This is a genomic window from Bradyrhizobium sp. NC92, from assembly GCF_025200865.1.
Lineage (GTDB): Bacteria > Pseudomonadota > Alphaproteobacteria > Rhizobiales > Xanthobacteraceae > Bradyrhizobium.
In genome coordinates this window covers 7,305,770-7,332,769 of record NZ_CP104171.1, presented here as the reverse complement: position 1 = coordinate 7,332,769, position 27,000 = coordinate 7,305,770, and the positions used below count along the sequence as shown (strand labels likewise).

Annotated in this window: 15 protein-coding genes and 1 pseudogene; 10 read left to right on the top strand and 6 right to left on the bottom strand. The window is 57.5% G+C overall.

Translation table 11 applies throughout. The features are described 5' to 3' along the window. Positions 1-10: 10 nt before the first annotated feature. From N2602_RS34075 to N2602_RS34060, 4 genes are all read left to right on the top strand, one after another. Positions 11-1,495 carry a Wadjet anti-phage system protein JetA family protein gene (locus N2602_RS34075; RefSeq protein WP_260380826.1) on the top strand — a complete coding sequence of 495 codons (1,485 nt, stop codon included), beginning with the start codon at positions 11-13 and terminating at the stop codon, positions 1,493-1,495. After that, complete coding sequence (locus N2602_RS34070; RefSeq protein ID WP_128266691.1) at positions 1,485-2,126, top strand: DUF4194 domain-containing protein; 642 nt, start codon at positions 1,485-1,487, stop codon at positions 2,124-2,126. The genes N2602_RS34075 and N2602_RS34070 overlap by 11 nt, the downstream gene beginning before the upstream one ends. Next, positions 2,126-5,563: an SbcC/MukB-like Walker B domain-containing protein gene (locus N2602_RS34065; RefSeq protein WP_260383776.1), complete on the top strand. Its 3,438-nt coding sequence runs from the start codon at positions 2,126-2,128 to the stop codon at positions 5,561-5,563. Before N2602_RS34070 ends, N2602_RS34065 begins: the two co-directional genes overlap by 1 nt. 121 nt (positions 5,564-5,684) lie before the next feature. Next, a complete protein-coding gene (locus tag N2602_RS34060; protein ID WP_244941554.1) occupies positions 5,685-6,743 on the top strand; it encodes a Wadjet anti-phage system protein JetD domain-containing protein in 1,059 nt (352 codons plus the stop codon). Positions 6,744-7,707: 964 nt separating this feature from the next. Here the strand turns inward: N2602_RS34060 and N2602_RS34055 are convergent. The 5 genes and pseudogenes from N2602_RS34055 to N2602_RS34035 form a co-directional block, all read right to left on the bottom strand. Continuing rightward, positions 7,708-9,666 carry a glycoside hydrolase family 127 protein gene (locus N2602_RS34055; RefSeq protein WP_260380825.1) on the bottom strand — a complete coding sequence of 653 codons (1,959 nt, stop codon included), beginning with the start codon at positions 9,664-9,666 and terminating at the stop codon, positions 7,708-7,710. A 2,615-nt stretch (positions 9,667-12,281) separates the two neighbouring features. Then, the gene (locus N2602_RS34050) at positions 12,282-12,839 is read right to left on the bottom strand and encodes an Mpo1-like protein (protein ID WP_244941553.1); all 558 of its coding nucleotides are present in this window, start codon (positions 12,837-12,839) and stop codon (positions 12,282-12,284) included. A gap of 249 nt (positions 12,840-13,088) precedes the next feature. Then, positions 13,089-13,267: pseudogene (locus N2602_RS34045) on the bottom strand (transposase); the annotation flags it as partial. 596 nt (positions 13,268-13,863) lie between these two features. Then, positions 13,864-14,439: an alpha-L-arabinofuranosidase C-terminal domain-containing protein gene (locus tag N2602_RS34040; RefSeq protein WP_244941552.1), complete on the bottom strand. Its 576-nt coding sequence runs from the start codon at positions 14,437-14,439 to the stop codon at positions 13,864-13,866. A 185-nt stretch (positions 14,440-14,624) separates the two neighbouring features. After that, positions 14,625-14,873 carry a hypothetical protein gene (locus tag N2602_RS34035; RefSeq protein WP_244941551.1) on the bottom strand — a complete coding sequence of 83 codons (249 nt, stop codon included), beginning with the start codon at positions 14,871-14,873 and terminating at the stop codon, positions 14,625-14,627. 914 nt (positions 14,874-15,787) lie between these two features. On the opposite strand from N2602_RS34035, the gene N2602_RS34030 reads away from it, so the two are divergent. The 4 genes from N2602_RS34030 to N2602_RS34015 all read left to right on the top strand — a co-directional run bounded on the left by N2602_RS34030 (position 15,788) and on the right by N2602_RS34015 (position 22,020). Next, positions 15,788-17,713 (top strand): ATP-dependent endonuclease, encoded by a 1,926-nt coding sequence (locus N2602_RS34030; RefSeq protein WP_260380824.1) that lies wholly within the window; start codon positions 15,788-15,790, stop codon positions 17,711-17,713. 14 nt (positions 17,714-17,727) lie between these two features. After that, a complete protein-coding gene (locus N2602_RS34025; protein ID WP_247474327.1) occupies positions 17,728-17,943 on the top strand; it encodes a KTSC domain-containing protein in 216 nt (71 codons plus the stop codon). A gap of 31 nt (positions 17,944-17,974) precedes the next feature. Next, positions 17,975-19,255 (top strand): DUF2130 domain-containing protein, encoded by a 1,281-nt coding sequence (locus N2602_RS34020; protein ID WP_128266698.1) that lies wholly within the window; start codon positions 17,975-17,977, stop codon positions 19,253-19,255. A 554-nt stretch (positions 19,256-19,809) separates the two neighbouring features. After that, the gene (locus N2602_RS34015) at positions 19,810-22,020 is read left to right on the top strand and encodes a hypothetical protein (protein ID WP_128266699.1); all 2,211 of its coding nucleotides are present in this window, start codon (positions 19,810-19,812) and stop codon (positions 22,018-22,020) included. A 135-nt stretch (positions 22,021-22,155) separates the two neighbouring features. Here the strand turns inward: N2602_RS34015 and N2602_RS34010 are convergent, their stop codons facing one another. Further along, on the bottom strand, positions 22,156-22,437 hold the full coding sequence (locus N2602_RS34010) for a helix-turn-helix domain-containing protein (protein ID WP_128266700.1): 282 nt from the start codon (positions 22,435-22,437) through the stop codon (positions 22,156-22,158). Positions 22,438-23,887: 1,450 nt separating this feature from the next. Here N2602_RS34010 and N2602_RS34005 point away from each other — a divergent pair. Both N2602_RS34005 and N2602_RS34000 read left to right on the top strand, forming a co-directional pair. Then, positions 23,888-25,231, top strand: coding sequence for an NtaA/DmoA family FMN-dependent monooxygenase (locus tag N2602_RS34005; RefSeq protein WP_128266701.1), 1,344 nt, complete (start codon positions 23,888-23,890; stop codon positions 25,229-25,231). A gap of 32 nt (positions 25,232-25,263) precedes the next feature. Next, positions 25,264-26,961, top strand: a complete 1,698-nt coding sequence (locus tag N2602_RS34000) for an ABC transporter substrate-binding protein (protein ID WP_260380823.1) — start codon at positions 25,264-25,266, stop codon at positions 26,959-26,961. Positions 26,962-27,000 lie beyond the last annotated feature (39 nt).

Genomic DNA, 27,000 nt, shown 5'->3' with positions numbered 1-27,000 from the left:
CGATGCGTTTTTGGCCTTTTCGCGGGGCCACAAGCACCTGTATTCGCTCGTTTTGCTGGATCTGTACGAACGTTTTTTCACTGGCGCTCCCGCGTTCCCGACCCCGCAGGAAGTCACGCATGCCGTCTACGACGTCATGCGGGCCAATCCGTCGCTTTGGAACGAGAACGACGACTTCGGCGATCCGTTGCCGGAGGTCATTTCTGCGGGACGCAGGCGGATTAAACGTGCTGCAGCTACGAAGACGGAACAGGCAGATCGGGCTCTGCTGATCGCCCGCCAAGTGTATCAGAGGCTTATCTCATGGGGCTGGCTCGAAGAGGAGGAGTACGGCCTTCGCGTTACTGTCGACATGTCGATGGGACCGCTGTTGGTGATCCAGCGTCTGGCAAGCTTGAATAAGGACGTCTCACAAAGGTTTGGCGGGCTCATAGTGACTGTCCGCGTGAACCTCGAGGCAGTGGAAAAGCTCAATCCGCAGATTGTTGACCCGAAGCAACGTGAGGTCGCCCTGGCTCTTCGTGAAGCACGCAACCAGGTCGATCAGTTCACCAAGAGTCTTCGGGCTATCCTTTCGGACCTGAAGAGAATCCGACGGACTGTGATGGAATCCAAGACGGTCGGTGATCGGCTCGAAGCCTTCTTCGAGGAGTTCGTCGAGCAACTTCTGCTGCGCGACTTTCAATCGATCCTGACGTTCAATCACCCGTACCGGTTCAGGGACGCCATTGTCGATCTGGCAAGAAGGATCGCTCATACACCCGCGACGATGCAGGTACTGTCAGAGGAGTACGTGACCGCGGGCGTTTCGCCATCGATGTCGGAGGCGAGCCTCGACGTTGAGGGTGATCTGCTAGCGATCGAAAGCACGTTCGGTCATATCGGCGAAATGTTTGAGAGGATCGAGACCTTCCGCCGCCAGCTGGAGGCGCGCGTCCGCAACACCATTAAATACGCGGAGCGAGGAACCCACGGCCTGGTAGGGCGGGCAGGGGATCTGGTGCGCCGCCTCGACGACCTCATCGCGCGAGGGCGCCACTCCAACGCTACCGTCGAATGGAGCCTCGAGCCGCTCCGGTCGCCGTGGTCAGAGTTCCATCACGCCCCGAGCCGCGTGCCGCGCAAACCAATCGAACTGAAGCCGTTGGCCGGTTGGCCCGACGATCCTCTCTACGAACTTCGAAAGAAGTTGCGCAGGCAATACATCGAGAGAATTGCGCCCGGTCCCAAGGAAGTTCAACGCTTTCTCGAGTCCCAGGTGCCTGTCGCGGGGACGAGAGAAGCGCGCTTTATGGCGCTCGAGACGGTTGACGATTTCCTTGCATTTGATGCCGCACGCAGGTTTGCCTTGACCAACGAAATTCCGCCGGAGGTTGGCCTTCACTTCGAGCTCGAGTTCGCTCCGGATTCGCCGCCTCATGATAGTGATTGGTTGCGCTGCTCCAATTTCATCGTCCGGCGCCATACCGTTGGAGGGCGCCGCCATGCTCAGTGAGTTCGATGCGATCGAGCGCAGTTTGGGCGCCGAAAAGGCAGCTGACCTTAGGAAGGCGGTGCACTTCCTGTTGAGGCGGCAGTTCCTGTTCGCCGGCGATCCGCGAACCGGCGCGATCTTCAACGTCATCATGGATGGTCGCTTCCGGTCGGTGATCGACGAGTTCTTTGATAGTTGCGGGTATCGCGTGCACCGTGACACCGAGGCCCAGTGGGCAGGCATCACCGCTGTTGGCGAAGAGGTGCCGCTGCCGCGAATGAAGCTCGATGAGACGGTCGTCATTCTGGTGTTAGCCGCCCACTGGCAAGATGAGGTGAACGTCGGTGCGGTCGAAGATCGTGCGATAGTCGTCACGACGCTGAATAATCTATTCGATCGCTACAAGGACATGGTTCAGCCGAACGGCTCGAGCTCGATCTCTTTGAGCCGTTTCCGAGAGATTTTGAAAGAGGCGTCCCAAAGGAGCCTCGTCGATGTCGGTGAGTTCGACAACGAGGCGCAGGACTTCGAGGTAGCGATCCGTCCGATGATTAAGTTGATCAGCGGCTCGGATGCCCTGCAACGGATCGAGCGGTACGTTCGATCTCAAGAGGTGAGTGCGTCACAAGCGGTGGACGGAGACGAGCCGTGATGGAATTACGTCACGTGTCCATGGTCCAGTGGCACCTGTTCGATGTCGAGGATTTCGATTTAACAGGCCATACCGGCGTGTTTGGCGAGAACAGGTCTGGCAAGTCGACCATTCTCGACATGGCCCAAGTGGTGCTGACCGGCGGGAACAAGAACATTCAGCGGCTCAACGCAGTCGCGGGGGACAAGGGAAAAAGCCGGAGTGCCTCCAAGCGAACCATTGTGGACTACTGCCTCGGCGCCTTAGGCGAGGACGAACGCAAGAGAGAGCAAGCTCGCACCTATATTTGTCTCGGGTTTGTCGACACTGAAGGCAAACGGCCTCCGGTGAGCATCGGAATGGCGATAGAGGCCAGGCGGTCGGAGACCAACGAGACCGTGCTCGGTCGCTTCGTTGTTACCGGTAAGATTTTGAAGGCGCAGGACTTCGTCGAAGTGAGGGAAGGCAAGCGATTTGCGGCAGAATGGGACGATGTTCGCGGCCGGATCGTCTCAGCTGTCGGGCAAGAGAATTTCGTCAATCACCGCGACAAGGCGATCGATTATGTCCGAGAATATATGCGAAAACTGGTTCCTCACGCGTCCGTCGTAGGAGAGCAGAACGCAAATTCGCTTCAAAAGGCCGTCGTGAACGCGATGACTCTGGATCACGATCAGACCGCCACCGAGTTTGTACGCAACTACATTCTCGAAAAAAATAATATGAAAGTGGGCGAGCTTCGCGAATCAATCCGGACCTACCGAAAAATCAACGATACGATCCGCACCATGCGCGAAAAGCTGGAGGCGCTGATCGAACTGAGAGCCATTCTTGTCGAACTAGCCGACTCTCACGAGCGCAAGTCTCTGGAACAATGGATATTGAAACGCGCCAATTGGCTTGGAGCACGTACCGCTTATCTGGCAGAAGTCAGGAAGTTCACGGAGGAGGCGGCCAAGCGCGATGCGGCCAAGGCGGAGATGGATTCTATCGATCAAGGCTTGGGCGCGATCGAGACCGAAATCAGAAGACTGGACATCGCAATCTCCGAGCATGATGCCAAGAGCGGCCGGAGTTCCCTCGCTCAATCGCTGACGTCCTCCTTGCAGGCCGGACAGCGTGCGACAATCGAGTTCGAGAGAAGGCTAGAGTCCGTCCGTTCCCTGCAGGCACTGAGTGCCATGAGTGAGTTTGGCTTCGACGAGTTCATTCCGTTGATTTCCGGGCTGACCCGAGCCGCGACGGGCGTTTCGATTGAGCTGCCCGTCGGAAGCTTGCTGGATGCGGAAACGCGACTTCTTGCTGCGGATCGGACGCTGATGATGAAGGTGGATCAGGCGCGCCGCGATCTGATCCGGAAGGCCGAAGACGAAAAGGAACGAGCTCGGTTGCTTGAGGATCGGATTCGTCAACATTCGGGTGGTGGAAGCTCGATCTATTTGCATGAAGACACGGAGCGCTTGTGTCTCAAATTGCGGCAGGCCGGGATGTCGCCCCGCGTGCTGTGTAACCTCATTGAACTGTCGGATGTCTCTTGGACCGCCGCGGCGGAAGGTCTCTTGGGCCGAGACCGGGAGGCGGTTCTCGTAGATCGGCCAGACATCGCTCGGGCCACGGCTCTTTTCAAAGAAGGGCGTCGGGACTTTCGGCGTGCTTCGCTGGTAAGCCTGAACAAGCTCGACCCGAACGGGCCAGGGCCGCGTGCTGGAACGTTTCCAGCACTTTTCAAGTCCGACGATCGGGATGCCATCGCATTTATAGTCCGAAGGCATGGCACGGTGCGCCTGGCGGATACGATCGCCCAGTTCAATGAACCGGGGCGGGCGATTATGAAGGACGGTCTCTACGACGATGGCTTAGTAAGGACGCATCGTGCGGCCGAGCCGTCGGACTTCAAGATCGGCAAGGCGGCACAGGCGCAAGCGTTTCATGACCTCAAGAAGAAGGCCGAGCAGCTTTCGGATGCGCATACAAAGTCTGATGGTGCAGCCAAGCTGGCTGACGCCGCATACGTCCAACTCGGAAGGATATTCGACGACAAGTTGCCTTCCTTCAAGGCAATCGTCGAAGACTTTGAGAAGTCTGCCCGAGAGCGGAACGAATTCGAGCAACGGATCGCCGCGCTCGACGGCGCTGGTGATGGCGGGTTGAAGCAAAAGCGGCAAGCCCAGTTGGAATTGAAGCGTCATCGTGCAGGACAGAGAGCCCTTCAGGAGGAAGCTCATCGCAAGCATACAAGAGCGGCCGATATTGCTATGCACACCATCGAATCTGGAGAGGGTACTTCGGGTTCGGAGCTGGGAGCAAAGATCGCTTGGGCTTCGTACGGGCAGTACCGAAAACTCTACAACCGTATTTCCGGTCGTGCGGCCTATGGGTCTCGGTTCGCCGACCTTTCGACGCGGGCGGTCCTGGATAGGCATAGGATGATCGCCTCCGAGGCATCGAAAGCACTGGCGGCGGCAGACGATGATAGGTTCAAGATTGAACGACGGGTTCGAAAAGCGCTCAAAGACTATTTTGACGAGTTCGGTGTCGTGTCGCAGGTGGGCACCGAGAGCGAGCCTCTGCAAGAGGTGCGGCCCTGGATGGAGACGTTGATCCAGGAAATGGAAGAGAATGAGCTGCGCCGGTATGAACGACAGGCTGCTGAAGCGGCCGACAAAGCGAAGACCTTGTTGCGGGGCGAATTCATCAACGCCTTAACGTCTCGCATCAGCAAAATGGAGCGCGAGCTCTCTGCGATGAACTTTGGTCTAGCCGATCACCCGTTCCACAATGAGCGGTATTCGTTTCACCACGCGCGCCTGGCCGAGTTTCAACCGATTTTGAAGGTCGTTGAGATCAGCAAGACGTCACCGGAGGCGCTCGACATGTTGTTCAAGGGGAATGAGGTCCCGGAAGACTTTCCTCATCGCGATACCTTGCGCGAGATCGAGGCGCTGCTTGAGGATCCAGATAAGGATTTCGGTCTCTTCGAGGACTATCGCAACTTCTTCACGTTCGAGATCCACATGCAGGACATCGTCACCGGCCGGACCACCCGGTGGGAGACGCGGCGGGGTACCGGGTCCGGTGCCGAGCAACAGGTGCCGATTTATGTAGCTATCGGAGCGTCGCTCGCGTCGGTTTACGGAAGCGGCAAGTCCGGAGCAGGGCGTCCATCAGGGATGTCGGTAGCGATTTTCGACGAAGCGTTTTCCAAGATGGACGGCAAAAATCAACGGCAAATGATGAGCTTTTACAAGAAGCTTGGGCTCCAGATCATCATCGCGGCACCCAATGAGAAGAGAATCGCAGTTCTCGAGCATATCGATACTGTGGTCGAGGTAGACCGAATTGGTGAGAGCGCTCGGGTCACGGTGGCCGAGCTCAAGGAGCGTGCTCGCAAGGAGCTACAAGCGATGGATCCCGATCGCATGTCGGATGATGAGCTCAAGAAGATGGCCGCGGAATAGGATGCCAAGGCAATTCACTGACGCCCGCTTGCTGATGTCGGATCTTCTAGACCGTTATGAAGGCGGCGCCGAAAGCCCGATCGCCTATCCTGACTATGACGGGTTTATCGATGTCGCTCAGATGGACAAGTTCGTCAGGGAGCTCCGCGATGCGGAACGACGCGGCGGAATCCGCATAACCAGGGAGCGGGGGCTCAAAAGTGAGCAGATCAAGCACGCTAGGCTAGAGAGCCCCCCGCTGTTGTACGAACTGCTCGGACGGCGGCCGGTCGGAGAGCTCATGGAGGCAGCGACGGGCCGCCTGCTAGAGGGACTCGAACTGGCAGTCCAATTCGAGACGTCGCTGGACGCTCTTCGGTCAGCTTGGTCGCGCGGCCGGGAATGGCAAGGGTTCTCGCTCGACGACGCAGATCGCCTAAGGCCGGCCTTTGTCATGGCAAAGGCAATCTTTGAGCAACGTCACGTCGGCCTCGACTACCGAACCTTTTCACGGCGCTTCGCCGGCGATAGTAAGGCCCTTGAACGGCTCGAGGGTCCGGTTGTACGGCTCTTGAGCGGGCTGGTCGAAGTCCCGCCGGCCGCGCGTCCGCGGGATGCCCTCCGGACTTTGGGGCTTGAGAAGTTCGCGCCCCCAATGCTGTTGTCAGGGCGTCTCGATTTCGATGTAGCCGAATTGTCAGCCGCAGCGCCCAGGTATTTCGGTATACCGCCTGCAGAGGCTGAGCGTCTGCGGTTTCGCGAGCGGCCAGAATACGTGCTCACGGTCGAGAATTTCGCGAGCTTCAGTCGCCACATCATGGAGGCGGATCCTCATTGCGTCGGCGTCACCATCTATGTGGGTGGATATCCGTCGCTTGCGACCCAGAGCGCGCTAAAAACGATTGCGACGGCACTCCCTGCGGACATTCCATTCTTTCATTGGTCAGACATCGATCCCGACGGGACCTGGATCTTCCGTACCATAGAGCGTGCGATAGCGCGGGAACTGAAGCCTCATCTTATGTCGGTAGACTTGGCCGATAGGCTAGGCAGCAAGCAGCCGGCTGATCGTACTAGGCTGCCGACTGGCACCATGCCGTCTGCTATGTCCGATCTCGTCGCCTACCTTAGGCGTGATGACGCCAAGTGGCTGGAGCAGGAGGAGCTTGATCCCAAGCTCCCGCCCGCGAATGCCTGGTGAAATCTTGGCGGTGGCCAATAGCGGGAATTGATGTGACAGAGCGTGGTCAGGCCGTTTTTTACTATGATAACTCCGTGTCCTGTTACGTATCTGGACGCTGGCTTCGTTTCCACGAAGAGGTGGGTGTCAATCGGCGTTCAAATTTTGCATGCCGAATGACAGTGGGGATGGTTGAGAGTTCCTCGCGAGCCGTAGTTGTTGACCTCATGGCAGATAATTTCGGTGGGACGTCCGCCAAAAAGATTTGTAAGCTTGTCCTGGAGTTGGATGACTTGCGCGCCATCCTGGACCGCTACGACGGCCAAGCCGGTCACGAAATAACGACCATCGCGTCCTAAGACTCATCCATGCTTCTTCAATCGACCGTCACCTGTCCGTATTGTGCCGCCGCGCAAGAAGAGACGGCGCCTACCGATGCGTACAGGTTCTTCTACGAATGCACCGGCTGCAGGTCCAGCGCTCCGGCAAGGAGGGTGCTCGGGTGTCGCGCCTAGTTGATTTGCTCAAGAGCAGCGAGTTCTTCTCGAGTGAGGACAATTTCTGCACTCCGGACGTTCGCTCTCAGTTGCTCTACCTTGGTCGCGCTTGGAATGACGCGGCGTCGGGGCCTTGGACAGCAGCCAGGCAAGAGCGATTGAGGCCGGTGATGCGGATCGGACGGTAGCGATCTGCCAGAATGGGGGAGGCCGATCGACGAGCCGGGGTATGTTTGGGGCTGAAATCGAGCATCTGTGCTTCGGGAAGCCGCTCGCTCGCTACGGCGCTCTGGAGGGCGCGCTTCGCGAGCGGCTTGCTCGGACTCGCGGCAGCTGATGCGCGCCCGGGCCGATGCCGGGGACGGATGAGCGAACGTGTAGAGGTCGTTGGCCGTCTCGCCTTCCTCGACCTGGCTCACGTACTTCCAGATGCTTGTGCCTTTCTTTCCGTCCGAGATGCTGTCAAATAGGGCCGATCATGGCGTCAGTCACCACTCATTAATCCAGATGCGCATTTCGCCTTCGCTGCGGTTGGCTCGGCTGAACCACGGAATGAATGTCAAACGTTGCGGTTGCCGCTTTCCAGGCACTTTGTCGTATTGATAAAGCGGAGCTTCTTCAGAGAGCGTGTGTCGCAAACGAAAGCCCTCAGCCTGCAACAAAATCTTGCCGGCAAAAAGATCCTTGCCTTCAACGAGCGAAAACCGGCTGTCTGCATCCAGCCAAACATTATGCAGCTCCGGCCCGTTGTCGGCTTCTTCCAGACAATAAATCAGGGGGCCACGCTGAATAGCCACTTTGCCGGCCAAGTGGCGAAGTCCTGGATGACCATATACGCGGCGTGCTTTCATGGGCAGTTGCAATTTGCAGCAATCGCCGCGCCGCCAGGTGCGGTGAATGTGCAAATAGCCGTTGCGCGGCTCGCAATTGACCGGTTCGCCGTTCAGCTTGACCTCCGGCGCGCTGCACCATTCCGGCAGGCGCAGCGCGAGCGTGTGTGTGATTGGCTGCTCCGATTCCACGGTAATCTCCACCCGATCCTCCCAGGGATAGTTCCCGCTCATGCGCAATCGTAGCGTATGCTCTCCAATCGCGAATGCCACGCTGTTGCCAATGTAGAGATTGACATAGAGCGCCTCGGAGCGTGGCGTGTAGATGTAATGACCAACTGATGTGAAAAGGCGCGCGATGTTCGGCGGACAGCAGGCGCAGCCGAACCAGCCCTGTCGTACCGGCGAGATATGACTGTAGCTGTAATTGGACCTGAGCGTTTTGGGATGAACTTCGAGTGGATTGGCATAGAAAAAATGCCGTCCATCCAAGGCGATACTGCCCAAAACTGCGTTATAGAGAGCACGCTCCATCACATCGGCATAGTGACTGTCCGCCTCCATCTCCAGCATCCGGCGGGCAAACATCATCAGGCCGATCGACGCGCAGCTTTCGGCGTACGCAGTATCGTTCGGCAGATCGTAGTCGCTGCTGAAGGCTTCGCCCGCGCTTTGCGAACCAATGCCGCCGGTGATATAGATCTGCCGCTGTGCCATGTTTTGCCATAGCCGCAGGCAAGCTTGGCGTTGTTGCTCGTTCTGGAGCAGACGCGCCAGATGGGCAACCCCAGTCATGAGGTATACAAACCGAACCGCATGACCTGTTGCAGTTCGCTGTTCGGTGACCGGCAGGTGCGCCTGGCCATAGTCTTTGCGTCTGACCATCCAGGACTTGTCGTGTGCTTTCCGATCGCGGGATCGCTTCTCATATTCTAGGTCATAGAAGTGCGGCTCCGTGCCGCGTTGCTCCACGAAATAGTTAGCTAGCGTGAGATATCGCGGCTCCAACGTCACTTCATAGAGGCGTGTCAATGCAAGTTCGATTTCCGGGTGGCCATCATAGCCGTGTAAACGATCGCGCTCCGGGCCAAAAACCAAGCAGATGTGGTCAGCGAGCCTGCAAACGACGTCCAGCAGGCGCCGTTTACCTGTCGCTTGAAAGAAAGCGATGCCCGCTTCAATCAAGTGGCCGGCGCAGTAAAGCTCGTGACATTCGGTTAAGTTGGTCCATCGTTTCCCAGGCGCCTTCACGATGAAATAAGTGTTCAGATAGCCGTCGCCGCATTGGGCGGCCTCCATCAGCTCGATCAGGTCATCGGCTGTTTTCTCCAGTTCCGGATCGGGTGTGGTGCACAACGACCAGGCGACTGCTTCCAGCCATTTTGCCACATCACTGTCCTGAAAAACCCGGCCGTAGAATTCGCCACTTGCTCGGTTTGCTGCGATCCGGAGGTTTGCTATCGCATGGCTCGGTGCGAGTTCGGGAATACGATCGTTCAGCGCCTCCCACTGACGGGGAATCGTCACCTCCCTCACCAATTGCTGGTATTTTCCAAAGAGCGGATCGGTGATTCGTAAGTCATGGAGATTGACTTCCGTAACAGTCGGCCGATTCATCTGGCTCTCCATCGTGTTGCGTGCACGGGCCGGTAGTTCACGAAAACCATGCCGTACCGCATTGTCGAGTTTGCGGGTGCGAATTGGCAGCCTGTATCCTTGCCTGCTGTGGTCAGCTCACCCGTCCTCCCGGGCTTCAAGATCTCGGCATGATGAGCGATTGAAGGCCCTCTGGTGATGCTTCTGGCCGCGGGGCGGAGAGAGAACTCACGTTTTTCGAATAGAATTGGACATTCCATGACGCTCGACACGAGAGGCATTGTCGATCTCCGTACATCGCTCTGACCAGCACGCTCGAGGCTCAGGACAGCAATTTTCGTGCCGGCAAGGCGCAAATCGTTCATTTGCAACGAGCTCGTCTTCGGTATCCATCAGCCCGTCGCGGCTTCGACGTGGGATTCTGCGCACCGCCTTCCGGTTCGCTCTACGTTGTTGCTGATTCCGTTCGGAGCAGGGCATCGTATGCTTTAGCCGCGCTCTATGCCGGTTGACCGCGGACCGATCATGACCGCTCCTGTAAGCTCGAGGCACGCGGATAATGGCGCCTAGGTCGGTATCGAGGCGAATGCGTTATCGCGTCGCCCGCTGACCCTGCTGACTTAATGAATTGAGATCATTCTCGGCTGGGGAAATCGAGAGGCCGATGCGCAGGCGCGGCTGGCCGCCTTGGACGACGCAGGCGACGGGGCTCGCGAGAGAAAGAGGATCCAAAACAGAAGTAAGGGGAGGAGAATCCCCGAGCGAACGACCCGGCAAAGTGCGTTCAACCGGCCTCCGTGCGAAATCAAACTGGCAGACCGGACGGGGCAACGGCGAGAACGCCCCACCTCCGACCTCAGCCTGCGCGTGGCTTGATCTGGGCGGCGGCGATCAAGGTGAGACTCGCTCTCATCCTGATCTCGCGCCATAATTGATCGACGTTCCGCAACGTCCTTGCCGCTCTATGCTCCGAAAAGGGAAGGAGCGTCTACTGCGCGTCTTGATCTCTCCTGCAGAAGTATGCGCTCGACATGCAGCATGGCCGACAAGAAAGCATGTCGACGTAGCTGATGCAGAACGAGTGCGCAGTGAATCCGCAAGTTTCCATACGACGAACTCGAAGGCTTTGGAACGGGTTCGCAGGCCAGCGCGCGAAGCAAAAGCAAGGGCCGATGAGGCGGAGAATGGCAGAGGCGCGGCTATTTCGCTGCGCGATGCAAGGCGCGGCTTGCGTGAGTGCGTGCTGCAAACAAGCCGGCGGAAACTAGCCGAGACCTCTGCCATCGCCTGCGCCGTATCCCTTGCCGTCCGATCGCTCTGTAGAAACCGGGGACGGCGGCTCTATCCGCAAGGGCCACCTCACGGGAAGCGAACATGACGAGCATCGCGAGCCGTGCGCATAAAACGGACCTCCAAATGTGGCCGAACGCATCATTCCCGCAACGTAGCGACATTCATCGGGACTGAAGTATCCATCTCGTTGAGCCAGAAGCTCGGCATTCCTGTATTCTGGCAAGACCGGCGCGTCCTCGCGAGGATGGCGAGTGTGGGCCCTGTTGGTTGACGCTGAAAGCAATTGCGCGGCAGTATGCGATGGGCGAATTGGTAGGGCCAACCTTCCTCCTCACTTCCTTGGAGCTCCATTTTTGCGTCGGCACCAATCTGGCAGGTGATGGTCCGATCGTTGCCATCCCAGCGTAGGCGCACGCACATAGCCGGCCGTGAAGCCATCCGGGCGCCTTCAGCTATGCTGGCTCTGATTGGAACGCCTCCCTAAGCTTCCCTATACGAAATAGCGAGGTTTTCGCAGATCGACGCGAATGCCTTTTTCGCCTCGACGCTCTCGAAGCAAAAGCGTCTCCCTTGGTCACCATGCTCGATCCACCAGTTCGCCTTGTGCCCTCGTGAAACGAGGTACGCCTCCTCGCGCAGCTGATCCAATAGTCTTCCTGATGCACGCACGATCACACAGTTTTCCATTTCAACGCTCATTGGAGGGAAGCAACACAGGCCGGGCAACATGTATCCACAAAACGCTGCCACGACAAATGCGAACCCTCATCTTGCACCGCCAAAAATGTTCCTTCTTGGACAAGATTGAAGACGATGCGTGTTTTCTTCGCGCGTCCGGCGTTTTGCGCCGAGCTCCTGCAAGCTATCAATGCGGGGCCGGCGAAGAGCTTCGACGTCGCCTCGGAACGCACACCCTTTCGCCGATATCTGATTTCAACTAAACATGAGCCAACAGTCAGAAGAGGCAATCAATATTGATTCAAGCGGAAGAAAGCGTGGTGCAGCAGATGCTCTCATCAATGACAATTACTCCCTACAGAATCGCCTCGCTCCGCCCCCCGAAACGGCGATGCATCATTTGAAGCTTGCTTACAAAAGAGCAGGTCTTATTGCTGCGCGAGCATTTACGATTCGGATATTGGAGCGTACTCACGTGAGATCGATCAGGCTGAGACGGTGTTGGAATTCATCAGCCGAGGCGACGGTCAACCGCACTGAGTTGGCGAATAAATTTCATCGGGCGCCTGGCTTGCACGGGTCCTAAATAGGGAAGGAATCTGAATCGCGATGACCTTCTTGCACGCCGCTTAGACGGTAACCGCCGAGCTTGGCAGCGAAGCGACCTAACAGGAAAGCTTAGTTTGCGGGGAAGACTGGCGAAGTTTCCGGAGGATGATTCTGAGATCGTCCCGAAATCCGAGCGCGACAACCAACTTCGCTGCGATGAACATCGGTCCGACCAACAGATGGACAGGATTGTCGATCATCGCTGGCCGCCGGCGCTCGAACACCAAGTGCCCAATGATCAGCAATGCAGCGCCTGTGACCATCAGGATGGCAGTAAGCGAGCACATCTCGGCGATCGTCACATGGTTGAGGATGACGGCCGCAGCTTCAAGCAAAGCAACTGCAGCGCCAAGGATAACAAAACCAAGCGCGAAGTCGACCGAAAGCCAAAAGATCAGCGCCGGCGCGAGTGCGATAATTGCCACGGGGATCTTGATTCCGAATGCTGTGGGGAACCACAGGCTAAGAGGAAGGAGGGGAGCCAGGAACAAGAACAGGATGCCCAAAACGTGCATCGCGCAATTCCATGGGGCGCGATGATACTCCACGTAGTCCGCAAGCCAGCGCCGGAGATAGGAGTTCATGATGCTTGCTTCGCTGTCCATGTCAGACATGGCACAATTACCTTCTGCCAAGCGCATATGCTGGCGCTCACACATAGCTAAGCGCGGGAAACCTTCGCGTCAAATCTCCCAACAAACCGCGCATGCGTTAGGTTCGTGGGCTTGGTGCTCGCCGGACCTGTTTGAGGGAAGGCTACGCACTCGTTTGGGTCCCGGTCAGCGAGAGGCCGGAAACATTTACGCGGACTTTCGAACTCGGATCGCTTAAGAGCGTTGCACAGGCGGAGCAGACTATACATTTCGGCGGATCACGTCCTGCAGCATCTGCTTGTCGAGCGACAGATCGGCGACCAGTTTTCTTCAGCTTGACGTTCTCCTCCCCGAGTTGCTTTAGCCGACGCATCTCGGTCAGCAGCAGACCGTCACACTTCTTCTTCCAATTGAAGTAGGTCAGCTTGGCTGATCCCGGCCTTGCGGCAGTCGCTCAACCAGTTCTCCACCTTAATCGGAGGAGCCGGCGATCCTAAGCCCAGGACCATGTTACCCCCCCAAACGCATGCTGACATACCGCTGTTCATTGCTTTCTCATGCAGTTGTGGCCGGTTGGCCGATCGTGCCGCCGACGCAGGAACTTCAAGTATCGTGCCAACTGCAAGAAGGTGGCAGCAGAAGAGCGCCTTGCATGTTATTCAAGGCTCGACTTTGGAATGTGCGGCGGACCGGCTCGAACAGCACGTCGTGAGCGCGAGAGGCTCAATCGTCGCGAACACGACGAGCGTCAACGTCATCGGGCATGCGGATCGGGTCCGGCCACTAATCTCCAAGTGCGGGCACGGGAAGGAGTCCCGCAACCATAGCGAAATTTATCTGGGCTCAGGTGAGCAGCTGCTCGTTGAAAGGTCAGAAGCTCTCGAAGCGGTTATGATGCACGAAGGCTGCCTCGATCAGGCCTCACTCTGCTCCGCGGGTCCTTCCGCGCAGCGGGGCTGCCTCGTCTGGTTCGCCAGCAGCTCGCCACGCGCACCACCCGGGACGGCGAGCGCTAACTTAACGCGTCGGAGAATCTTCGATTGCCTCAGCTCGGCGCGAGATGCACCACGTTCCATGACGCCGGCTTAAGTGTCGCCAGTACCCTTCGGGCTTCGATGCCGACAGCGCGCAACGGCTCCGGTTTGACGCGCTCGGGCGCATCCTTGGAATTCGTTGCCTGGAGATCGTGATGTCGCAATTCCAGTGCCTCTCTGACGGAGAGCCGGCCGAAGCTTCGTGCTTCCACACTGACCTCCATCTGCTGCTGCAAATCGCGGTTGAGCAGGAACAGTGAGAAGCAGCCGTCGTCTCCGGCGACCGCAGCCATCTTCAGATACGGCACGTTGGATAGAGAGAAGAGCTGGTCCGGAATGCCAGGGCGATCATAGCTGGGCACCTCATAGGTCTCCGCCTCGACCTGCGTGCGCAGAACCCGGCCGCGGCCAAGACGGCCCATGTGAGCGAATGGAAAAAAGATGGTCTGACGCCATGCGCCCCCGCCCGTTTCGGTCATGATCGGCGCGATCACATTGACGAGCTGCGCGAGACAGGCCACTTTTACCCGATCGGCATGGTTGAGCAGTGAAATGCAGGCCCCGCCGAAGGCGAGCGCATCTTCCACCGTGTAAATTTCCTCGAGGATCGCCGGCGCGACCGGCCATTCCCCCTTAACCAGATCAGCCCGGTTGCGTCCGGTCCTGTATCAGACATTCCACTCATCGAAGCTCAGCATCATGCTCTTGTTCGAACGGCGCTTCGCAGCCACAGCGTCAGCCAGAGCGACGACATCTTCGATGAATCGATCCATCAGGTCGGGACTCGCAAGAAAGGATGCCGTGTCCCGCCTGCAGTTGGGAGATAAGTGTGGAGCGAAATGTAGTCGACATGATCGAAGGTGTGCTCGAGGACCGTGTCCTGCCACCGGCCGAATGTTGGCATGTTGCGGCCCGACGAGCCGCAGGCTGCAAGCTTGATCGTCGGATCCACCGTTCGCATCATCTTGGCTGCTTCCCGCGCGATCGCGCCATAGTCCTCGGCAGTCTTCTCATCTGCCATGGACCGTCCATCTCATTGCCAAGGTACCAGAGCTTGACGTCGCGCGACTTCTCCCAACAGCGAGCGCGGTGCAGATCCGACCAGGCCGTGGCGCCCGGATAGTTGCAGTATTCCACCAGATTGCGCGCAGCGTCGCCGTCGCGGGTGTCGAGATTGACGGCCAGAATCGGCTCCAGGTCAGCAGCCCTACACCAGTGGATGAAGTCATTCGTGCCGAAGCGGTTGATCTCGGTGCTGAACCAGGCGAGATCGAGCCGTGTCGGGCGACTCCCACCAGGCCGACGCCGTCCTCCCAATTGTAGCCGGAGACGAAATTGCCTCCCGGAATAGTACGAGGTTGGGACCAAGCTCCTTGAACAGCGCCAGCACGTCCCCGCGAAATCAACGCTCGTCCGCCCACGGATGACCCGGCTCGTAGATGCCGCCGTAGACACAGCGCCCAAGATGCTCGATGAAGCCGCCGATCAAACGGGGATCGGTGTGACCTATGACAAAACGACATGCGCGTGGCCTCTCGCACGCTGATCGTTGCGACCAACTTCCTGGAGTCCGAGGATCTCGAATCCAGACCTCGGGTTTCCACAAGCGACCTGAGGGGAACGCTCGTCTCGAACCGCAGGAGGCGCGCGAAAGCTGCGTAAATCAACCGGACGGACGATACGTTAAGCTCGGTAGCCAGGAATTTGGTGAAATGCGGCGCAGCAAAGAAGCTAGGCTCAACGGCAGGAGAGCCGGCCGCTCTTTGAGAACGGACGGCGAGAGCGCACGGCGGGACCTACAATTGCCGGCCCGATTAACTGTGGCTGACAGCGTCTGGGGCCAGGCTGAAGTTATCCACAAGCGCTTACTGTTTGGAAGTCTCAGGAGCTCCTCCTAAATGCGACCTTTGAACTGTCTTGAATGAGGGCACTACTTTGAAGATTAAGTCTATCGCCATTAAGAACTTTCGGTCCTTCAAAAACATGGTGGTTGATCTGGATGATTACACGGCCTTCGTGGGACCGAATGGCGCCGGAAAATCCACTGTACTTTGCGCACTGAACATCTTTTTCCGTCAGACGGAGGAAGCTCCGACAAATCTCATCGAGCTTGACGCCGAAGATTTCCACAACGGCAACACCAAAGAGCCGATCGAGATTACATTGACCTTCCACGATCTCGAGCCCGAGGCGCAGGCGGATTTCTCCGAGTACTACCGGTCAGGCATCCTGGTCGTATCAGCGCTTGCGGAATTTAGCGACACGACGCGCAAGGCGACGGTTCGCCAGTTCGCCAAACGCAGTGCCATGAGCGAGTTCAGCGAATTCTTCCGCAAATACAACGACGGGGCTGCTGCCGGTGAATTGGCGGGGATCTATGAGGGGATACGCGAGACTCACCCTGAGTTCGGTCTTCCCAAAAAGGGCAGTAAAGAAGCCAATCGGCAAGCGCTTCGATCATACGAGGAAGACCACCCGGAACGATGCGTTCTGATCGATAGCGAAGATCAATTCTACGGCTTCAGCAAAGGCGGCGACCGTCTATCCCGGTATGTCCAATGGGTCTACGTCCCCGCAGTCAAGGATGCGACCAAGGAGAACGTTGAAGGTCGCAACACCGCACTGGGCAAGCTCCTCGCACGGACAGTGCGCTCAAAGGTGAATTTCGATGGAGAGATCGCCTCACTCAGAAACACCACCCTAGATGCTTACAAGAACATCATCCAGAAGCAGCAAACTGCGCTGGACGACCTCTCGCAAGCTCTGACAGCCAAGCTCGGTGAATGGGCGCATCCCGAGGCGGTTGCGCGGCTGGAATGGACGGAGGACCCGCTCAAGTCCGTGCAGATTGCCGATCCCGCGGCGCGGCTATTCGCGAGCGAGGGAACGTTTTCAGGCGATCTCGCCAGATTTGGGCATGGCCTTCAGCGATCCTACCTTTTGGCTCTCCTTCAAGAACTCGCCGCGACGAACGAGTCGGCGCAACCTCGGCTGATCCTGGGATGCGAGGAGCCGGAGCTCTATCAACACCCCCCGCAAGCGCGTCATTTGGCCTCGGTTTTCAAGAAGCTGAGCGAAGCAAATGCGCAGATCCTGGTTTCGACCCACAGCCCGTATTTTGTGTCCGGAAGGCATTTTGAACATGTGCGTCTGGTTCGAAGGGATGAGACGAAAAAGGAGTCCAGCATACGCTGGACCACCTGCGAAAAAGTCGTCGCAAGGTTATCCGAGATATCCGGAGAGAAGGTGACGCCGATTGAGGCGGAGCGGGCGCAGCTCCATCAAGCTCTGCAACCGCATCTCAACGAGATGTTTTTCACCCAGAAGCTGGTGTTGGTGGAGGGTCTGGAAGACACGGCTTACATCACCGCGTGGATGACATACTCAGATCTTTGGGATGTTTATCGCAAGTCGGGCTGCAACATTGTTGCCGCGAACGGCAAGAGCTCGCTCATTGAGCCCCTGCTGATTGCCAGGGAACTGGGCATTCCGACGTTTGTCGTCTTTGACGCCGATGGCAACGAGCAAAATCCGGGGCGCCGCAACCGTCACAAACTGGACAATCTGAAAATTCTCGCCCTGCTGGACGGTGATGTAACCACGCCTTTTCCGGACAATCCGGTGTGGACGAGCAGCTATGCGATTTGGCCGGAGAATCTCGGCGCGATCCTCAAGCAGGAGGCAGGAGCCGCGCTTTGGGACAGTTCCTATTCGGCGGCCACCAAAGGATTGGGCAGCCCCTCCGGTAGCTTCGTTAAGAACACCGTCCACATTGGGGATCATCTGGCAATCCTGAGAGGGAAAGGTGCAAAGATGCCGACGCTCGACAGCCTTTGTGCAGCGATCCTGGCGCTGGCTTGAGACATGGAGCAATAATGGATTACGTGAGAGTGCGATCCAGCACGGTGAGCGCCGTCGGATACGACGAGGACGCAAGGGTCTTGGGCGTACAATTCCTGAATGGCAGTGAATATCACTACTTTGCCGTGCCCAAGGCGCAGTTCGAAGGCCTCAAAGCAGCCGCTTCGGTGGGGAGCTACCTGAACGCCTTTATCAAGGATGCCGGTTTCCGATTTAAACGAGTCAGATAGAGGAGAGCAGCGAGGAAGGACGGACGAGCCAATGATCGAGCCAACTATCACCTGCCCAAAATGCAGCAGCGAGATAAAGCTGACCGAATCGCTCGCGGCGCCATTGCTTGAGCAAGCCCAAAAGCAATTTCACAGCCAGCTGGCAGCCAAAGAAGCCGAATTCGCGAGGAGATCCGAAGAACTTCGGGCACAGCAGAATGAAGTTGCAAGAGCGCGGGAGCAGATCGACGAGTTGGTCGCCACCAAGTTGAAAGGTGAGCGGTCACAAATCGCGGCCAGCGAAGCCAGGAAGGCCCGTGAGGCGGCAGCCCTCGAGCTCGAGAACAAGGACAGGGAAACGGCTGAGCTGAAGGACCTGCTGGCCACGAACAACGTGAAGCTTGCCGCGGCCCAAAAAGACCAGGCAGAGCTCCTGCGCAAACAGCGCGAAATCGAGGATGCCCGGAGAGAGCTGGATCTGACGGTCCAGAAGAAGGTCCAGGAGGAACTTGCCGGCGTGAGAACGAAGGCCAGGCAGGAGGCTGAGGACGAGTTGAAGCTCAAGGTGTCGGAAAAGGATCAACAAATTTCGGGCATGGCCCGCACGATCGAGGAATTGAAGCGAAAGTCCGAGCAAACCTCACAGCAGGCCCAAGGCGAGGTCCTGGAGCTTGAACTGGAGGACGTGCTCAGGGCGCGGTTTCCGACGGACGTGATTGAACCGGTGGCGAAGGGTGAACTCGGCGCTGATGTCATTCAGCGTGTCAACGGCGCGATCGGGGTGCCTGCGGGGGTGATCTTGTGGGAGTCAAAACGCACCAAGAACTGGTCCGACGGATGGCTGCCCAAGTTACGGGATGATCAACGACGCTGCGGCGCCGATGTTGCGTTGGTCATCTCGAACGCTCTTCCAAAGGATATTGAACACTTCGATTTGGTAGATGGCATTTGGATAGCTCATCCGCGCTGCGCAGTCCCGGTCGCGATAGCTCTTCGGCAGTCGCTCGTGGCCGTCAACGGTGCGCGCAGCATGCAGCAGGGACAGCTCAGCAAGGCTGAGGAGGTTTATCAGTATCTGACCGGAAAGAGATTCCGGCAACGTCTCGAGGCCATCGTCGAACGCTTCAATGATATGCGCGAGGATCTGGATAAGGAGCGCAAGTTCATGACGCGCTTATGGGCAAAGCGCGAAAGCCAATTAACCAGCGTCATTGAGTCCACGATCGGCATGTATGGAGATTTGCAAGGCATCGCGGGGAAAGCCATGCCTGAAATAGAAAGCCTGGACACGCCACTGCTTGACGGTCCCGGAGCTGAGGCAAAGCAATCGTAAGATGACCGCAAAAGTCCTTTGGGCGATGTGGGAACGCGAACCCGAATCGGGCTAAAGTCCAGCATCGTCAACGGCAATCCCTCTGCAGCCGGCCTAACCGCCGGGCTCCCGCGTCGGGGACTCGGCGTTTCGCGAGTCCGAGCCGACGGGCTGTAACCCGTTCAAGCAGAAAGGGAGGCGGCTATGGCAAACCATGGCAGTCAGCCAAAGTCTGTTTACGTCAATGCTATCTGCGTTGGCGTTTCGGCAAGTTGGAGCATGTGTGCTCCCACTTCCGGTCCCTTCCGGGACAACTTGACTTCGGCTTTTGACAATTTGGGCGCGGCTCAGATTGGCCAGTGACGACGCCGGGGATATGTTCCCGGCGAGTGTTGCGTAGCGAGACCTGACCCCTCGGTCGGGTCTCGTTTCCTAGCTCTGCGCGTTTCAATCTCGGCCTCTCGTCGGCTCGTCCAGCCTTGCACTCATCCGCACCAGTGCATCAAAGTTGTTTCATCTTTCGACTTGGCAAAAACCAAATCTGTAACGGCACGTCAAAGCGGATTAGTTAGCAAATGACGTATCCTCTGCATCTTCTCGGCTGGAAAGCATTTCAGGATCTCTGCATTGCACTTGCCGAAGAATGCCTCCGTCGTCCCGTTCAGAACTTCTTGCCGGGCAATGATGCCGGCCGCGACGGCGCCTTTGTTGGCCGATGGGACGGAGACGATCCGGGAGCTGGTGCATCAACGATCCAGTGTAAATTTACGTCCAAACCCTCGAACTTGTCCTTGAGTATTCTCACTGAAGAGTTGGAGAAGGCAAGAAAGCTTGCGAAGCGGCGCTTGGCAGCCGACTACATCATTCTAACAAATCATGCGATATCAGGCGCAAGCGAGCTAAAGATCAAGGAAGCGTTCGAAAAGCAAGGGGTGGGGCGCTGCCGCGTGTTTGGCTATGAGTGGATCGTAAGGCAAGTCAGGTCCTCTCCGCGACTGAGGATGATGGCACCCCGCCTGTATGGTCTCGGGGACCTCAACGAATTCCTGGATGAGCGGGCCTACGCCCAGGCGCAGTTGATTCTATCGGCCATGGGCAACGACCTTCAGCGCCTGGTCGTCACCGAAGCACACCGCAAAAGCGTGCGAGCTATCAGTGCGCACAATTTGGTGCTCCTGCTTGGTGCACCTGCTGCCGGCAAGTCTACAATCGGCGCAAGCTTAGCTATAGGCGCAGCCGATATTTGGCAGTGTCCTACGATCAAGGTGACTTCTCCGCAAGAACTTCGGGAGCGCCTGTCGCCCGGCGACCGGCAATTCTTCTGGATCGATGATGCGTGGGGAAACACCCAGTATCAGCGGCAGACTTCCGAGCTCTGGAACCAAGTCTTCCCGCTGATGCAGGCGGCGGTTGCCTCGGGCGCGAGATTCTTGATGACCTCCCGCGACTACATTTGGCAGGCAGCAAGAGGCGACTTGAAATTTCAGGCGTTGCCGATCCTCAGCAAGAGCCAGGTGGTCATTAACGTACACGAGCTATCCACGCAGGAGAAGGCTCAAATTCTCTACAATCATGTCAAGCTTGGTGATCAGCCGCCCGCCTTCCGCGCGGAGATTAAACCGAGCTTGCCTGAGATTGCGGAGCGGAAAGACTTTTTGCCTGAGACAGCGCGACGCTTGGGATCGAGTTTCTTCGCGGGCTCCATAGATAGCTCAAGAGAATCGTTACTGAAGTTTTTCGCAGAGCCTGAACAGTTTTTGTTGGAGACGATCACAAACTTATCCGCCGACTGTCGAGCGGCCATCGCGGTCGTATTCATGAATGGCGCGCAAGTGAGATCCCCGGTCTCCGAGAAGGACATCGCGCCAGCGGCGAACGCATTCGGCGTGACGATCGGTGCAGTGCGTGAGCAGCTCGTTGCTCTCAATGGCAGCCTGCTGTTGCTGTCAGCCGACGATCATGGTCAATTTTGGACGTATAAACATCCGACTGTCAGTGATGCATTCGCTCATTATGTTGCGCAGAACGCCGAACTCGTGGACATTTACTTGAGAGGCGCAAAGCCTGATTCAATCGCGAGGGAAGTCGTTTGTGCCGGGTGTATCGTCACCGGCGCTCCAGTGATTGTGCCTGATAGCTTGCATGGTCTGCTGGCGAAGCGTCTCTCCTCCCTCGAAGATTATCGAATTGCAAGCTTCCTCTCGTATCGCGCGAACAAGACCTTTTCCCTGCTAATGCTTGGAAAGCGTCCGGATGTCTTGGATCGCCTTCTCCACTATCACATACCGATTAAAGACGACACTGATGCCGATCTCGCAATCAAGCTTCACGATCAGGGCCTACTTCCCCCCGAGCACCTTCAGAAGCTCAAGAGCGCTTTGGAGAACGCCGCAATCGAGCATGCAGACGCGAGTTTTCTCCAACAACCACGACTAGGAGCAATCTTTACAGACGATGAGCGCGAGGCTCTCCTGGACCGGATCGAGACGGAACTATTCCAACGCATTGATGATCAAATAAGCCATTTGCGAGGGGAGTGGGATTCCGATAGCCCGCCCGACGAATATTTCGATCTCTTTGAGTCTGCCTTGAGAACTTTCGTAAGCGCATTATCTTGTAGGGGAGATTATAGAAACGTTCTGCGAGCTGCGTCAGATGGGATAAGCCGCGCGCTCAGTGATATGTATGACGATTATCGGCCGAGTCCGTCAACAACTGCGCCGACGAGTTCTTCAACTCCTCAACATGCTGCTCTTTCATCCCTTTTCCGAGACGTTGACGAGTGAGTTCGGCTGATGACCTGTTGAGTAAAGCCATAGACCGTGGCGAATCTCTCCCGCGTGAAGCCTTTCCGCTTCCGCAGCCTTCGAACTCCGGCTCGCCAAATTGCAAGTTATCAGCGAGCTTAAGCGACCAGAGCGCTATTTCTTCTTTTGACGTAGACGAGCAGGCTTGCGACCTTTGCGCAATGTCCTGTGGGGCGTTGCTCCTTTGGGTGGCTGGACGAAGAACTCAGATACATGGACACCAAGTGCTTTAGCAATTCGATCGAGAAGATCTATCGTTGGATTCGCATCTTGCCGCTCAACAGCCCCCATATGTGAACGGTCAATCTGCGCATCGTAGGCCAATTGCTCCTGCGGAATACCGAGATCCACGCGGATCCGCCGTACATTCCAGGCCACAAGCGCACGAGCTTCCATGCGCCAAAGCAGCCATTCGGCAGGCCATCAAACCACTGGCTATACCCGTTCTATTGCCGCAAGTTCGTTCGAACGATAGCGAATTCGCCGCGTGAGCTTACATGAAGAAGTCGGCGTTAGATCCACATTTCGAGCACGCGGCGCCCAATGAGTTGGTGCTGACGCCCTATGACGAACAGCGCCCGGTGACATATTGATTGCTCCCAGATGCTGAAGACCATGGGCGCTGACTTGGAGTAAGTTGCCGGCATCGTGTCACTTCTCGCCGGCCCTGCAAGCGGTTTCCCTCCTGCGGCAGCGAGATCGTGATGATCCTGAAAAGCGCCTGGAATGAAGAGGGGTTTCCCGGCGAGGATCATCCGCGTCGACCAACATAGAGAGGCCGTGTCGCGCGATTGTGATCTTGACCTGTAGGCCTACCTGCGCGGCGCTGCGCTGGCTTTCATGGGCGGTCAGCGCAACCGGGTATGAGGCTGTGCGCATCCCACGCTCTCTGGCCGGCGCGGAGAATGTCAGCACTTCTGACGGGCAAAGACGCGGTCACCTCAAGCACCGCGGTTCGCGGGCCCGAATAGGATCCGGGGGCCTTGCAAAGACCAGGGTCCCATTGGGCTGCTAGTTCTCACGCAATCCATCGCAAAATAAATGGCAAACAATCGCATTATTCGATGCTGCCGCCGGATCCAAAATTGCCGACGATTGCAAGAATGCGCCAGCGTCAAACTTCTGCTCCGCATCGCCAACGCCAATGCACGTCTCACCTGGATGTTTGTGCATCGATCTTACGGTGATGGTTCGAGTAAGGCTGGGCAGAAACGAAGGTGCCATCGTTGCATCGGCGGAGTTCGCGAATTTGGACAGTGCCACCAACGCGTATCAAATGAATCGAACAAGAGCTCGTCTTAGAAAATGGTACCATTGCGCGTTAGTAGATTGAAATTCTCAACTATTGCGTTCACGCGCTCTTCACAGCTACACGTTGTCTTGCCATGAGCTGTTCTCGTTGGCTGGCGGAGTAAGGGGAAACTGTTCTCCATGAAGCAAATTGTGATTGCAGCTGGGGCGAGCGGCCAAGGGGCGCGAGGCGGGTTATCGTTGTCTGGTGCGGCATGTGCGTGTCGCAGAATGTTGCTGCGGCCCATCGCGTTGAGATCCGAAAGAACTGCGTCGCTGCGCAACCGACTCAGCACCACGTTCGGAATCATTTTGGCGTCACTTGATGCCCGTCAGCTGGGCCGAGTCACGGCCCATTGGCGAGCGCAATGCCCAGAGTCTCACCTTCCGAGATTGCTATCTTTGAAGCATGGTCCCGTCGCCGCCCTCCTTCCGCCGCACTCCGGCCAAGCCTCTCCACCAGGGGCGGGGACAGTCGTCGAATAGCGTAATCAAGATCAACTTGTAATCGAAGGCGTTCCCACCGGCTTCGGAGGTCGCCGCATTTTGGAGTGTCATGTCTTCCGTTGTCCGCACCCTTCATCTTGGTCTCAACCTTCACGGCGCGGGCGGTCACACCGCAGCTTGGCGTTGGCCGGGCACCAACCCCAGCGCTTTTTTCGACATCGAGCACTACGTTCGTGCTGCGAAGATTGCCGAGCGCGGCCTATTGGATGCAGTGTTTCTGGCGGATACCCCCGCCATCTCCTATGACATCACTCGCCAGCCGCCCCTCAACGGGCTTGAGCCTACGCTCGTCCTTTCCGTGATCGCGCGCGAGACAACGCGAATCGGGCTGATCGCAACGGCCTCGACAACCTACAATGAGCCATACAATCTGGCACGACGTTTTCTGTCGCTCGATGTCATTAGTGGTGGCCGAGCCGCATGGAATGCGGTTACGACCTCCAGCCCCGCGACGGTCGCAAACTTTGGCGGTCGCCAGATCGGACGCGACGAGCGCTACAAGCGGGCCGAGGAGTTCGTTGAAACTGTCCGTTCTCTCTGGCTGAGCTGGGGGGATGAGACCATCATCGCTGATCAGGCATCCGGAGTTTACGCCAATACCGATCATTTCCGGCTGCTCGATCCCAACAAGAATACATTCGCAATCCGAGGCCCGCTCACCCATCCCGGCTCGCGCCAGGGCTATCCCATCATCGTCCAGGCTGGAGGCTCGGATCCTGGTGTGCGCCTTGCGGCGCGCAGCGCCGATATCGTTTTTACCGCAGCCGGGGATTTGAAAACGGCAATCGGGGAATCCGAGCGCCTGCGCGCGCTCTCGCGTCAATTTGGCCGTTGTGCAATTCCACTCATCCTCCCCGGCCTCGTCACCTTCATCGGCGGCACGGAACAGGAGGCGCAGCGGCGAAAAAAGGAAATCGACGGGCTTCTTGATCTGACGCGCGCGATGGACGCTCTCGCACGGAGCATGGACGTGCCGGTCGAAAAACTCAGCCTCGACCGGCCCTTTCCCGAGGAGCTCTTGCCGGATCCGCACAATGTTGCGTTCTCGGTCGGTCATCACCGTACGTTCGAAGCATTGGCCAGGGAAGGCCGCACGGTTCGCGAGATCATCGGCAGCGTTCAAGCGTTCGGTCATCGCTTGCTCGTCGGTGCACCCGAGCAGATCGCCGATTCGATCGAATCATGGTTTCGCACAGGCGCAGTTGATGGCTTCAACATCATCCCGGACCTGCTGGAAGACGGCGCGGCGGCATTTGTCGATCATGTCGTGCCGATCCTACAGAGCCGCGGTCTGTTTCGCACGGAATACCGGGGGGAGACACTGCGCGAGCACCTGGGAATTCCTCACCCCGACGTTGCTGCCGAGACTTTGGCGAGGCCGTCGTCTCTGTGACGTTGTTTTTCCACATTCATTGGAGTTTGGAGATGTCTGTTATCGAACGCACGAGCCTTTGGCGTCTCGGCATCCAGCCGAACACTCGAAGAAAGCAAAAGGCAACGGCTATCCTGTTGGCGGTCTCAACGCTCCTGCAGATCTCGGTCATGGCGAGCTGCTCTGCCCAAGACGCGTTAGCCGGCGGGCCGAAGCGCGGAGGCATTATTCGGTACGGGCATTTTCAAGAGCCGCCCTGCCTGTTCGGGGGATGGGTGCAGCAATGGTATCTTCAGCGGCAGTATAGCGACAATCTGGTTGCTCGGAGGGAAGATGGAACGATTGTGCCGTGGCTCGCAACGTCATGGACAATCTCCGACGACAGGAAGGTATACACGTTTGAGATCAAGGCAAACGTCAAATTTACCGACGGGACGCCTCTCGACGCGCAAGCTGTTGCCGAGAACATCAACGGCTGGCTCGGCAATGATCCGGATCGTCGCAATCCGACTGCCGCTCCTTACCTCGAAGACAGCTTCGAATCGGCGACAACAATTGCGCCGCTCACGCTGCAGATAACGCTGAAGACACCTTTTCAGCGGTTGCTCAACGTACTCGCGCAGTCCTCCCAAGGCATTTTGTCGCCAACGGCGCTCAAGCGCGGACTTGCCGTGAACTGCAACAGCCCGGTCGGTTCAGGCCCGTTCATCGTAGAGAAATGGAACCGCGGGCAGAACGTCGTGTTTCGCCGCAACCCGGATTACAATTCGGCGCCAAGTCACGCCAAGCACCAGGGGCCGGCTTACGTTGATGGTATCAACTGGAGGTTCCTTGCGGATCAGACCGTCCGCTATGGCTCGCTGCTGACGGGCGAATCTGATGTCGTCTATGATATTCCGGCGGTTGCCTGGAAGGATGCCAATTCCCGGTTCGCCGTTTTGCGGCATATTACGGGCGGCACCCCTTTGCGCCTGGCGCTGTATACGGCACGGCCTCCGTTTGACGACGTGCGCGTCCGCCAGGCTTTTGGATACGCTGCTGACCGAAGAGCCGCCGTCGAATTGTCCTTCCTCGGCGCTTTGCCATTCGAGGCTAATGGAGCGCTCAGCCAGAGCTCGCCGGAATATGTCAGTGGGCTCGGGCAGTCCTATGGGTATGACGTCGGGAAGGCCAATCAGCTCCTCGACCAAGCGGGTTGGACTGAACACAACAAGGACGGCATTCGTCTCAAGAATGGCAAGCCCCTCGTCGTGCGAATCTCCTATTCGAGTGCCTTTCTAAAGCCCGATGGTGAGCAAGCATTGCAGGTCATCCAGCAGCAGGCAAAGGCTGCCGGATTCGATGTGCGCCTTCAGCCGACCAACCAGGCGGATTTCTTTGCCGGGAAGAATCTCGGTCCGAACGACTACGAGGTTGTGCTCCTCTATTGGGTTGCACCCGGCGCAGAGATCTTCCGCATTTCATGGAAGCCTGATCAGAACGGCCAGCGGAACCGCTATAATCCATCGCGCTACCAGGATGAGGCACTGTGGAATGTCATTCAGGCAGCGGAACAGGAGTTCAACGATGCTGGGCGGATTGCGCTTTATCAGCAGGCCGAACGCAATATCGTGGAGAAAGCGGCCGTCCTAGGTTTCACGGTGCTCGACGTCACATTGGCGACCAGCCCAAAGCTGAAGGATGTCTGGCTGGACCGCGGGTCAGTCGGTGAACCCGTCTTTTATGACGCTCATTTCGTCGACGTGAAGTGATGCGTGTGAATAGCGCAGCTCATGTTCAGATAGGCTCCT

What these genes read in the sequence shown, in the direction of transcription:
- N2602_RS34070 (WP_128266691.1), top strand. Translation starts at nt 1,485, where the DNA reads ATGCTCAGTGAGTTCGATGCGATCGAGCGCAGTTTGGGCGCCGAAAAG.
- N2602_RS34065 (WP_260383776.1), top strand. Translation starts at nt 2,126, where the DNA reads ATGGAATTACGTCACGTGTCCATGGTCCAGTGGCACCTGTTCGATGTC.
- N2602_RS34060 (WP_244941554.1), top strand. Translation starts at nt 5,685, where the DNA reads ATGGACAAGTTCGTCAGGGAGCTCCGCGATGCGGAACGACGCGGCGGA.
- N2602_RS34055 (WP_260380825.1), bottom strand. Translation starts at nt 9,666, where the DNA reads ATGAATCGGCCGACTGTTACGGAAGTCAATCTCCATGACTTACGAATC.
- N2602_RS34050 (WP_244941553.1), bottom strand. Translation starts at nt 12,839, where the DNA reads ATGTCTGACATGGACAGCGAAGCAAGCATCATGAACTCCTATCTCCGG.
- N2602_RS34035 (WP_244941551.1), bottom strand. Translation starts at nt 14,873, where the DNA reads ATGGCAGATGAGAAGACTGCCGAGGACTATGGCGCGATCGCGCGGGAA.
- N2602_RS34025 (WP_247474327.1), top strand. Translation starts at nt 17,728, where the DNA reads ATGGATTACGTGAGAGTGCGATCCAGCACGGTGAGCGCCGTCGGATAC.
- N2602_RS34020 (WP_128266698.1), top strand. Translation starts at nt 17,975, where the DNA reads ATGATCGAGCCAACTATCACCTGCCCAAAATGCAGCAGCGAGATAAAG.
- N2602_RS34015 (WP_128266699.1), top strand. Translation starts at nt 19,810, where the DNA reads ATGACGTATCCTCTGCATCTTCTCGGCTGGAAAGCATTTCAGGATCTC.
- N2602_RS34010 (WP_128266700.1), bottom strand. Translation starts at nt 22,437, where the DNA reads ATGGAAGCTCGTGCGCTTGTGGCCTGGAATGTACGGCGGATCCGCGTG.
- N2602_RS34005 (WP_128266701.1), top strand. Translation starts at nt 23,888, where the DNA reads ATGTCTTCCGTTGTCCGCACCCTTCATCTTGGTCTCAACCTTCACGGC.
- N2602_RS34000 (WP_260380823.1), top strand. Translation starts at nt 25,264, where the DNA reads ATGTCTGTTATCGAACGCACGAGCCTTTGGCGTCTCGGCATCCAGCCG.